Origin of the sequence: Streptomyces sp. NPDC057617, assembly GCF_042800555.1 — a bacterium.
Lineage (GTDB): Bacteria > Actinomycetota > Actinomycetes > Streptomycetales > Streptomycetaceae > Streptomyces.
In genome coordinates this window covers 117,120-127,743 of record NZ_JBHVGV010000012.1, presented here as the reverse complement: position 1 = coordinate 127,743, position 10,624 = coordinate 117,120, and the positions used below count along the sequence as shown (strand labels likewise).

Annotated in this window: 4 protein-coding genes; all 4 read left to right on the top strand. The window is 73.6% G+C overall.

Going from position 1 to position 10,624, the window contains the following annotated elements; translation table 11 throughout:
- Positions 1-277 precede the first annotated feature (277 nt).
- A complete protein-coding gene (locus ACFU9P_RS27390) occupies positions 278-1,033 on the top strand; it encodes a thioesterase II family protein (RefSeq protein WP_376382670.1) in 756 nt (251 codons plus the stop codon).
- A gap of 474 nt (positions 1,034-1,507) precedes the next feature.
- On the top strand, positions 1,508-4,411 hold the full coding sequence (locus ACFU9P_RS27385; RefSeq protein ID WP_384085670.1) for an AAA family ATPase: 2,904 nt from the start codon (positions 1,508-1,510) through the stop codon (positions 4,409-4,411).
- An 18-nt stretch (positions 4,412-4,429) separates the two neighbouring features.
- Positions 4,430-7,447 (top strand): AAA family ATPase, encoded by a 3,018-nt coding sequence (locus ACFU9P_RS27380; RefSeq protein ID WP_384085667.1) that lies wholly within the window; start codon positions 4,430-4,432, stop codon positions 7,445-7,447.
- A complete protein-coding gene (locus tag ACFU9P_RS27375) occupies positions 7,437-10,289 on the top strand; it encodes an ATP-binding protein (RefSeq protein ID WP_384085664.1) in 2,853 nt (950 codons plus the stop codon). Before ACFU9P_RS27380 ends, ACFU9P_RS27375 begins: the two co-directional genes overlap by 11 nt.
- Positions 10,290-10,624 lie beyond the last annotated feature (335 nt).

Here is a 10,624-nt window from a genome sequence, read left to right as displayed (position 1 = left end):
AGGCCTGTCCTGAAAGTGATACGGGTTCCTGGCCGGATCGCGGTCCGGCCGGGTCCCCGTGCCCGGCATGGGTGGGTTCTGTCACTGTGGAGCGCGAAGAGACTAGGGAATTACCCACTGTCCGCCCTAGTGGAATGGGGTGGCCGTGCACGGGAGCGCGGTGGCCGCCGGCCGGAGTGCGCATGCCCGGCCACGCCGCCGTACGAGTCCGCATGTCGATGGCAGGGACCGCCGGCCGGTCCGGAACGCCTGCCCAGGTCTAGGAGGATGCGACACGATGACGACGTCCACGGAGGAGAGCCTGTGGGCACGGTGCTTTCATCCGGCACCGGAGAGTCCCAGACAGCTCTTCTGTTTCCCCCACGCGGGTGGCTCGGCGTCTTTCTACTTCCCGGTCTCCGCTCAACTGTCGTCCGTGGCCGAGGTGTTCTCGGTGCAGTATCCGGGGCGGCAGGACCGGCGGAAGGAGACCAGCCCCGACGACATCAACGCCATGGCCGACCAGGTCTACGCGGCGCTGCGCGGCCAGTTCCACGCGCGGCCGACCACCTTCTTCGGACACAGCATGGGCGCCACGATCGCCTTCGAGGTCGCGCGCCGGTTCGAGGCCGACGGCGGTGAGCTGTCGCATCTCTTCGCATCGGGGCGGCGCGCGCCGTCGCGCTTCCGCGACGAGAACGTGCACCGGCGCAGTGACGACGGGATCGTCGCGGAGCTGAAGCTGCTCTCCGGTACGAACACGGCGCTCCTCGGCGACGAGGAGATCCTGCGCATGATCCTGCCGGCGATCCGCAGCGACTACCGGGCCATCGAGACCTACCGGTGCGAGCCGGGTACGGCCGTCCGTGCCCCCATCTCCGCGCTGACCGGCGACAGCGATCCGAAGACCACGCTGGACGAGGCCGAGGACTGGCGCGGGCACACCACAGGGGCGTTCGACCTGAAGGTCTTCCCCGGCGGGCACTTCTTCCTGGGCAGCCAGGCGCCCGCTGTGATCGCGCTGCTGCGACAGCACCTCTCGTCCTCCGGCTGACCGGGCACCGGAAACCACAACTCCTCCCCCCACCAACCGACATCCACCGCCCACCGGACTCAGGGCACCGGACACCGGAGACCAGCGACACGGCCGACAGACCCCGGACCACGGCGCCGGGAGCGCCGGAATGCCGTACACCGGAAGGGAGTTGCTCTTCCGGCGCGGTGTCCTGCCCCGAAAACAGCGGTGTTCACCGAAAGGTGTGCCGTCGTCTCCTGAACGACTTCTGGCGTCTGGGAGACGGTGGTGAGTGATCCAGTCCGCGCGGGGTAGTCCCCAGGCATCGATCGGTCGATGACCTGCTCAGCGCGCGCCCGGAGCCACCGGCGCCGGGGCTCCGGAGGCTCAAGGGGCAAGCGGGATCCTGAGATCACGTACCCTCGCGTCCGGTCGATTGTTGTTCCTGTTGTGCGGGATGTCATCGACGAGTCACTGCGTCTGTTGTGTCCCCCGAGATGCGAGGAGACCTTGATGCTGGACCAGGCCGATCTCAGGGGTTTGTCCAGCGCTCTGCTCGGCCGCGCCGATGAGCTGCGGGTGCTGGCCCGCCATGCCGAGGCGGCGCGCGCCCGGCGCGCGGGACTGGTGCATCTGTCCGGGCCGGCCGGCATCGGGAAGACCAGCCTGCTCCGGGCCTTCCTGAAGAGCGACGCCTGCCGGAACATGGCGGTGCTGTACGGATCGTGCCGCCAGGTCGTCGGAGGCGCCGGATACGGCGGCGTGCGCGAGCTGTTCGGCTCCCTCGGCCTCAGCGGCGAGGACGCCAGGAACTCCCCCCTGCTGCGCGGTCTCGCCCGGCGGGCGCTGCCAGCGCTCACCTCGGGACCGGCCGACGAGGGGACCCCCGGCGGCCCCGGCGTCTACCCCGTCCTGCACGGGCTCTACTGGCTCGTGGCGAACCTGATGGCGGACCGCCCGCTCGTGCTCGTCCTCGACGATGTCCAGTGGTGCGACGAACGCTCCCTCTGCTGGGTCGACTTCCTGCTCCGCCGCGCCGAAGGCCTGCCCCTGCTCGTCGTCCTCGCCCAGCGCGGCGAGGCAGAGCCCGTCGCACCCGCCGCCCTCGCGGACATCGTTGCCCAGCGCGGCCCCACCCTGCTCCGGCTGGCGCCGCTGAGCACGCGGGACGTGGCCGAGATGGCCCGCCGGGTCTTCCCGGGACCGGTCGAACCGGGCTTCGTCGAGCGCGCCGCCACCGTCTCCGGCGGCAACCCCTTCACCCTCAGCCGGCTGCTGACCGAGCTGCGTGCCGAAGGCGTCCAGCCCGACGAGAGGGGCGCGCGCAGACTCGCCGAGGTGGGCGGCCAGGTCGTCAGCCTGTCCGTCGGCGCGCTGCTGGACCGGCAGCCGCCCTGGGTCCGCGAGGTCGCCAGAGCCATCGCCGTGCTCGGCGAGGAGTCCCCGGAGCTGATCGCCACCCTGGCCGATGTGCCCCCCTCGCTGGTGGCCGACGCCGTGCTCGTCCTGCGGCGCGCCGAGCTGATGGCGCCCGACCGGCCCGATCTGGTGCACGACATGGTCCGTTGCGCCGTCCTCGGACCCGACGGCGGCGAAGCGACGGCCGAGCTGCGGACCAGAGCGGCCCTGCTGCTGAGCGACGCGGGCCGGGCCGCCGAGGATGTCGCGGGCCAGCTCATGCTGCTGCCCGCGGTGAGCCAGCCCTGGATGCCGGGCGTGCTCCGCGAGGCCGCCGCCCAGGCCGAGAGCCGGGGCGCACCCGAAGCCGCGGTGCGCTATCTGTACCGGGTGCTCGAAGTCGAACCGCACAGCGTGCCCGTCCGTGTCCAGATGGCCACCTCGCTCGCGGAGATCAACCCGGCCGAGGCCCTCCGGCTGCTGGAGGAGGCGCTCGACAGGGTCGGCGACATCCGTACGAGAGCGACGGTCGCCGTCCGGTACGGGATGACCTGCCTCGCCGTCCAGCAGTCGCCGGCCGGGGCCCGGGTGCTCGAGGAGGTCCTGGCGGCGCTGGAGGCCGGTCTCGGACCCGAGCCCGACCCCGCCGACCGCGAGCTGCACACCCTGGTCGAATCGGTCCTGCTGATCATCGGGACCGATGAGAAGGCCACCGTCTCGGCGGCCAGGGACCGGGCCGCGCGGCTGCCCGAACCGCCCGGCGACACCCCCGCCCAGCGGCAGATGCTCGCGATGATGTCCGTACTGAACGCGATGGAGGGCTGCTCCGCCGGGCGGACGGCCGAACAGGCCCGGCGCGCGCTGCGCTTCCCGGGCACCGGGCTGGAGAGCTGGTCGCTGATCTCCTCCTCGTTCGCGCTCAGTCTCGCCGACGAGGTGGGCGAGGCGCTGGACGCGCTGGACGGACTGCTCCAGCACAGCCAGGCGACCGCCGCCGTCTGGACCTATGTGCTCGGGCTCTCCGCCCGTACGTTCATCCTGCACAGCGCGGGTGCCATCCCGGACGCGCTGGCCGACGCGCAGACGGCCATCGAGATCATCGGCGAGGAGCGGTGGGGCGACGGCGCCGTGATGCCGCAGGCCGCGCTCGCCACCGTCCTCGTCGACCGCGGCGAGCCCCGGCGCGCGGAGGAGCTGCTGCTCGGCATCAAACGGCCGGACCTGGACCGGTTCGTGCTCCAGTACCACTGGTATCTGATGGCCCGCGCCCGGGCCCGCCGGGCGCTCGGCGACCGCGAGGCGGCGCTCGCGCTGTTCCTCGAATGCGGTGACTCGCTGGAGAAGTCCCGGTTCACCAACCCGTCGTTCCTCCCCTGGTGGGCGGAGGCCGTGCGGCTGCTCGTGAAGATGAACCGAGCCGACGAGGCGCGGGAGATCGCCGAGTACGGAACCGAGCTGGCCGGCCGCTGGGGCACTTCCCGCGCGCTCGGCCTCGCCGCGCTCTCCCGGGGAATGATCACCCCCGGCGGGGCCGGCGTCGAGCTGCTCACCGAATCGGTACGCCTCCTGGCGGAGTCGCCCGCCCGGTCCATGCACGCCGAGGCCGAATACCTGCTCGGCCGGGCCCTGTTGAAGACCGGCGATCAGCGCGGCGCCCGCGAGCGGCTGCGCGCCGCCACCGACCTCGCCCAGCGCTGCGGCGCGCTCGCCCTCGCCGGGGCCTCCCGCAAACTGCTGGTCACGGCAGGCGGCAGGATGCGGAAGATGAGCGCCTCGCCACTGGACATGCTGACCGGAATGGAGCGCAGGGTGGCCGGCCTCGCCGCCACGGGGGAGAGTAACCGCTCCATCGCGGAATCCCTCTTCGTGACAGTGAGAACCATCGAGACGCATCTGACGAGCGTCTACCGGAAACTCGGCGTCAGCCGCCGGACCGAACTGGGCGCGGTCCTGCACACTCCGGACATCCCCGATGGACAACCGCCGGGCTGGGTAGTCGAGTCACGCTGGCGACGCTGAAGCGATCGGAGCGAGGCGGTGCGCGGGACTGGCCGGAACGACGAATGTCTGAGCACGCGGTCCACGGAGTGGACGCACGCTCCGGGCGACCACAGCGATGAACTCCCCCTGCTCGAACGGCGGTCCGAGCAGAAGGCGCTCCAGTCGGTGCTCGCCGAGCTGTGCGGCGGGCGCGGGGCGGTCGTGACCCTCGGCGGCAAACCGGGCCACGGGCAGAACGCCCTGCTGGGCTGGGCCGCGCGGCTCGCCCAGGAGACCGGGCTGCGGGTGCTGCGCGCACAAGCCACCCCGGCGGAGCGGGAGTTGCCGTACGGAGCGATCCTCCAGCTCATGACGGCGCTGTACGGAACGGCCCCGCCGGACGGCCTCGCGCCGCTGGACGGGCCGCTTCCGGTGGACGAGGCGGCGCCACCGGACGAAGCGGCGCCCCCGGACGGAGACGCCCCACCGGGCGGACGGACTCCGGAGGACGGCTGCGCTCCACCGGGCGCGGAGTCCCCGCCCGGCGGACCGGCTTCGCCCGGCGCGGACGCTCCACCGGGCGCCGGGACCCCGCCGGGCGGGCACACGCCGGCGGGCCCCCGCCCCGCCCCGGAGTTCGACGGCCTCCTGCGCGCCGCGCGCACCGTACCGACGCTGGTGGTCGTCGAGGACACGCAGTGGCTCGACCGCGCCTCCCTCGACTGGCTTGAGACACTGGTCCGGCGGCTGACCCCGGACACCCCCCTCGCGCTGATGGCGAGCGGCAGCGGCCTCACCGCCCAGGGCCACGACTGGCTGCACCACCTCCCCCCGGCCCGCGTGCCCGCCAAGCACCTCGTCGTCCACGGCCTCAGCGAGGGCGGAGTCGCCGCCGCGGTCAAGCTGGTCTGCGGCACCCCGGGCGACCCGCGCTTCACCCGGGCCGCCCGCATCGGCACCGCGGGCAATCCGGTCGTGCTGTACGAAGTTCTGCGGCGGTTCACCAGCCATGGCCACGAACCGGTCGCGACCCGGCTGGCCGAGCTGAGGAGCATCACCGGCGCGGTCGCGGGCGACCTCATCGCCCGTACCCTGAGCGGGCTGCCCGCCGAACTGACCACGTTCCTGGGCGTCCTCGCCGTCTGCGGCGATGTGCTGCCCTTCTCGCTCGTCCCCACCCTGGCCGGGCTGGAGCCCGACTCCGGCCGGGACCTGCGCGCGACGCTGGAATCCACCGGCCTTGTCACCTCCGTGGGCATGAAGGTCCTGCTCTGCCCGGTCGTGAAGGCCCGGCTGCTGGAGGACATGCCTCCCGGCGAACGCGCCTCTCTGCGCTCCCGCGCCGCCGAACTGGCCCACCGGGCGTCCGTCGGCGACGACGACCTCACCCGCGTCCTGCTCATGTCCCCGCCGCTGGCATCCCCCTGGGTCGTCCCCGCACTGCGCCGGGGCTTCGCCGCCGCCCTGCGCGCCGACGACCCCGAGCACGCCGCCGCCTGTCTGGCCCGGGCGCTGCGCGAACCGCTGGAGCCGGACGAGCGCGCCCGGCTGACCCTGGAACTCGCCGCCGTCGAAGCCGTCGCCGCACCCGAGGCCGCGGACCGCAGACTCGGCGAACTCGTCAGAGGCGGCGGACTCCCCGCCGGACTGACGGCCCGCGCCGCCGACCTCGCCCTCGCCCGCGGCAACAGCGACGGGGTACGCAGAGAGGCGGCAGCGGCCCTGCACGCCGTCGGCGACGGCGAACGGGACGATCTGATCGCGCTGTTCTGGCTGGCCGACGAGGCCAGGGACGAATCCGAGCCGATGGTGCCCGAGGTGCCCGCGCTGCGCGACCGTCCCGTACGGCCCGCCCAGGCGGCGGTACGGGCCTGGTGGCTCGCCGCGAGAGGCGAAGACCCGGAAACGGTACGGGAGTTGGCCCGCGCCGCCCTCGCCCGCGGCGGACCGGGGGGCGCGCCGGTCCTGCCCCGGCTGGCCGCCTGCAAGGCGCTGATTCTCACCGACGACTGGGCGGAGGCGGGCATCGAACTGGACGCGCTGCTCACCGCCGCCCGGCGCGATCACCTCCCGGCCGCGGCCGCGCGGGTGCTCACCGTACGGGCAGGACTGCATCTGAACGCGGGCCGGCTCGACGCGGCCGACCGGGACGCCGAGGCCGCCGAACGCGCGCTGCCGCCGGCCAGCCGCCATCCGCTGGTCGCACCCGAGCTGGTGTCCCTGCGGATCGTCATCGCCCTGGAGTCGGGGCGCCAGGAACGGGCGAGGGCGCTGGGCGGACTGCCCCTGCCCGCCGGCGCCGAGGACGGTGTGGCCTGGTCCGGGCTGCTGCTCGCCAGGGCGCGGCTGGCCGCCGCGGACGAACGCTGGACGGAAGTCCTGGAACTGTCCAAGGAGAGCGGCCGGCTGCTGCTGCGCAGGGGTTGGCACAACCCCGCGCTGCTGCCCTGGCGCGCGTCGGCCGCCGAGGCCTGCCACTTCCTCGGCGACCGTGAGGAGGCAACCCGGCTGAGCCTCGCGGAGCTGGCGTCGGCCCGCCGGTGGGGCACGGCGAGCGCGCTCGGCCTGGCCGAGCTGTGGGCCGGGCCGCTGACGGGCGCCAGCGGCAGGCCGACGTCCGGGGCCCGCTCTGCGGCCCGCCTGCTGCGGGACTCACCGGCCCGGCTGGCCCATCTCTGGGCGCTCGTCCGGCTCGCCGGCGCCGAACTGGAGGAGGGCGACCGGCAGGCCGCCGCCCGTACCGCCGCCGAACTGTCGGCCTTCACCGCCGCCCATCCGTCGAGCCGGCTCGCCGTGTCCCTGCGCCGGTTCGCCGAGCGGCTGGAGAGGCCCGTACGGCCGTCGCAGCCCGCGCCGCCCCGGGGCTGGACGACACTCACGACCGCGGAACAGCGCACGGCGACCCTCGCGGGGCGCGGGCACGGCAACCGGGAGATCGCCGAACTGCTGGCGGTGAGCAGACGCACGGTGGAGCTGAGGCTGAGCAATACGTACCGCAAGCTGCGTATCACCGGCCGTGAGGAACTGTGCGAACTGGTGAGGACGATGGAAGGACGGGCGGCGGATGCTTCTTGAACGGGAGACCGAACTCGCGCGCGTGAGCGCCGCCCTGAGAGCCGCCCGCGAGGGCACGTCGGCGTCGATACTGCTGTCAGGACCGCTCGGTATCGGACGGTCCGCGCTGCTGCGGCGGCTGCCCGCCCTGTGCGAGGGCGAGGACGTACGGGTCCTGCGCGCCAACGCGGCGCCGATGGAGGAGGACTTCGCGTTCGGGGTGGTACGGCAGCTCTTCGACAGCGCGGCGGCAGGTGTCCCGGACGGGGACGGTACGCACTGGGCGCGGGAAGCCGCCTGCATCAGCGGGATGTTCACCGCCGACGGCTCCGTCGACGGCGTCGGCGACAGTGTCGGTGAGGGTGTCGGTGAGGGGAGCGTTGACAGCGACGCCGACGGCGCCGGTCGTCGTGACGGCGGGGCCGTCGCGTCCGAGGCCATCCTGCACGGCCCCCGGTCACTGACCGCCGGGCTCGGCGAGAACGCCCGGCTGCTCATCCTCGTCGACGATCTGCAATGGGTCGACGCGCCCTCGCTGCGCTGGCTCGCCCACCTCGTCAAACGGCTGCACGGCCTGCGCGCCGTCCTCGTCTGCGCGCTCCGCGACGGGGAGCCGAGGACCCGCCACCCCCTGGTCCGCGAGATCGCCCTCGGCGCCACCCGCGTACTGCGCCCCGAACCGCTGTCCCTCGACGCCACCAGAACCCTCGTCCGCGCACGCCACGGCCGCCCGGCCCACGAGGAGTACGCGCGCGCCTGCCACGAAGCCTCCGGCGGCAACCCGCTGTTCCTGATGTCGGTGTTACGCGGCACGGTGGCCCGGGGACTGACGCCGACCGCCGAGCACACCGGCCTGGTGCGCGCCCTGCGCCCCGCGGAGCTGCGGGAGCGGCTCGCCAGCCATCTGCGTACCCAGGCGCCCGGCGTACGGAAGCTGGCCGCGGCGATCGCGGCATTCGGCGACCAGGCCGACCCCGCGCTCGTCGCCCAGCTCGCCGGACTCGACGAGACCGGCTTCGGCGCCGCGCGGCGCGCGCTCCACGAGACCGGACTGCTCACCGGCGCCCGCGAGCCGCGCTTCACCCACCGCGTCGTACGGGACGCCGTCGAATCGTCCATGACTCCGGCCGAACGCGAGCGTTCGCACGCCGCCGCCGCCGATCTGCTCTACCGCAGCGGCCGCCCGGCCGAACAGGTCGCCGCCCATCTGCTGGCCGCCACCGGCCCGGGACGACCCTGGACGGTGCCGATGCTGCGGTCCGCGGCCGACACCGCGCTGCGCCGGGGCGCGCCCGAGACCGCGGCCCGCTATCTGCGCCGTGCGCTGCTCGCCCACCGCACCCAGGACGAGGGGCGGGCCCGGCTGCTGATCGATCTGGCCACCGTGGAGCGGGGGTTCGACCCCGGCGCGTGCGAACGCCATATCGTCCAGGCCGTGCCGCTGCTCACCACTCCCAGGGACCGGGCCGCCGCCGCGCTGCGGATCCCGCCGACCCTGCTGGGCGCCGTACCCCCCGCGACCGACGCCCTGCTGCGCGCGGCCGCCGCCGAACTCGGCGCGCCCGCGGCCCTGGACGAACCCACCCGCGAGCTGGCCCTGCTGCTGGAAGCACGGCTCCGGCACCACGGCCACGAGAACCCCGGCGAACTGGCCTCGGCGGCCGAACGCCTGGGTGAGATGGGCGACATGCCGCCCCTCGGCTCGGCCGCCGAACGCGAACTCGTGGGGGCGCTGCTCTGCGCGGGCACCCTCACCGGCCGTCTCACCGCTGCCTGGGCCGCCCGTACGGCCAACCGCGTCCTGGAGCGCGAACCCGCCACCTCCGCCGGCGCGTACACCGGACTGCCGCTGGTCGTGATCACCCTCTTCGCCGCCGAATCGATCCGGGGCGTCACCTCCTGGCTGTCCAGCGAGCAGCAGACCCGCCGCCAGAACACCACCGGCGCCGACGGCGTACTCCTCTTCGCCGAACGGGCGATGGCCCTGGCCATGCAGGGCAGGCCCGCCCAGGCACGCGAGTACGCCGAGCGCGCCCTCGGACTGGACGGCGCCGAATGGCGCGAGCCGGCCATCCTCGTCCTCGGCGCGGTCGCCCTCGAACTGCGCGACCCTGCGCTCAGTGAACGGATCCTGGACCGGGCCCACGACCGCAGGCCCGCCGGTCTGGCCCTGACCGCGGCCCTCCAGATCCTCCAGGCGTCCGTGGACGCCCAGCGCGGCCACCGGGCCAAAGCGCTGGAGAGCGTGCTGGCCTGCGGCCGGCGGCTGGAGACCTCGGGCTGGCGGAACTCGGCGCTCTTCCCCTGGCGCCCGCAGGCGATCGGGCTCCACCACCGGCTCGGCGACTCGGCCTCCGCGCTGCGGCTCGTCGAGGAGGAACACACCTGGGCCGCGGCCTGGGGAGCACCGACCGGACTCGGCCGAGCCCTGCGGCTCAAGGGCTGGCTCCACGGCAGCGAGGGCGTCCCGCTGCTGCGCGAGGCCGTCGGCGTACTGCGCGGCTCCACGCACAGCCTCGAACTCGCCAGGACCCTGGTGCTGTTGGGCCGCAGGCTCGGCAGCGGCCCGGAGGCGGAGTCCGCCCTGCGCGAGGCGGGCGCCCTCGCCGCGGCCTCCGGCGCCCCCTGGCTGGTCGAGCAGGCGGAGCACGGCCTCGGCACGCCCGTTCCCCCGCCCAGGACCGCCGTGCTCACCCGCAGTGAGCGGCGGGTCGTCTCCCTCGTCGGCCGCGGCCTCACCAACCAGGAAATTGCGGGTGAACTGGGTGTGAGTTCACGGGCCGTCGAGAAACATCTTACGAATTCCTATCGGAAACTTGGCATCTCGGGACGGCATGAGCTGGCGGGCGCTCTCCCGGCGTAGCGTGCGAACACATTTGTGTTAACGGCGTGCTACGCACGGTGTGACCTCTGCGACGGCTGCGCCCGCTGGTTCGGCCCGCCCGCGCCGGACAAAGCTCAGGAGAACCTCAAAGGAGGCTCAATTGAGGGATCCATGCCCTGTCGGCCCCGCCCGGCATGCCGGGATTTTCCCGTCCCGCGTCACCGTCATTGCGGACCGAACCTCCCCGGCGTTCGACCACAGCTTTAGCCCGATGAGCAGGGGAGCTTGTTGACGGGCGAGTGCGAAGTTATCTAGTCTCAATTCGGTAAATCGATAACCGGTCAATCAGTACGCGTAGGGCCGGATACCGCTTT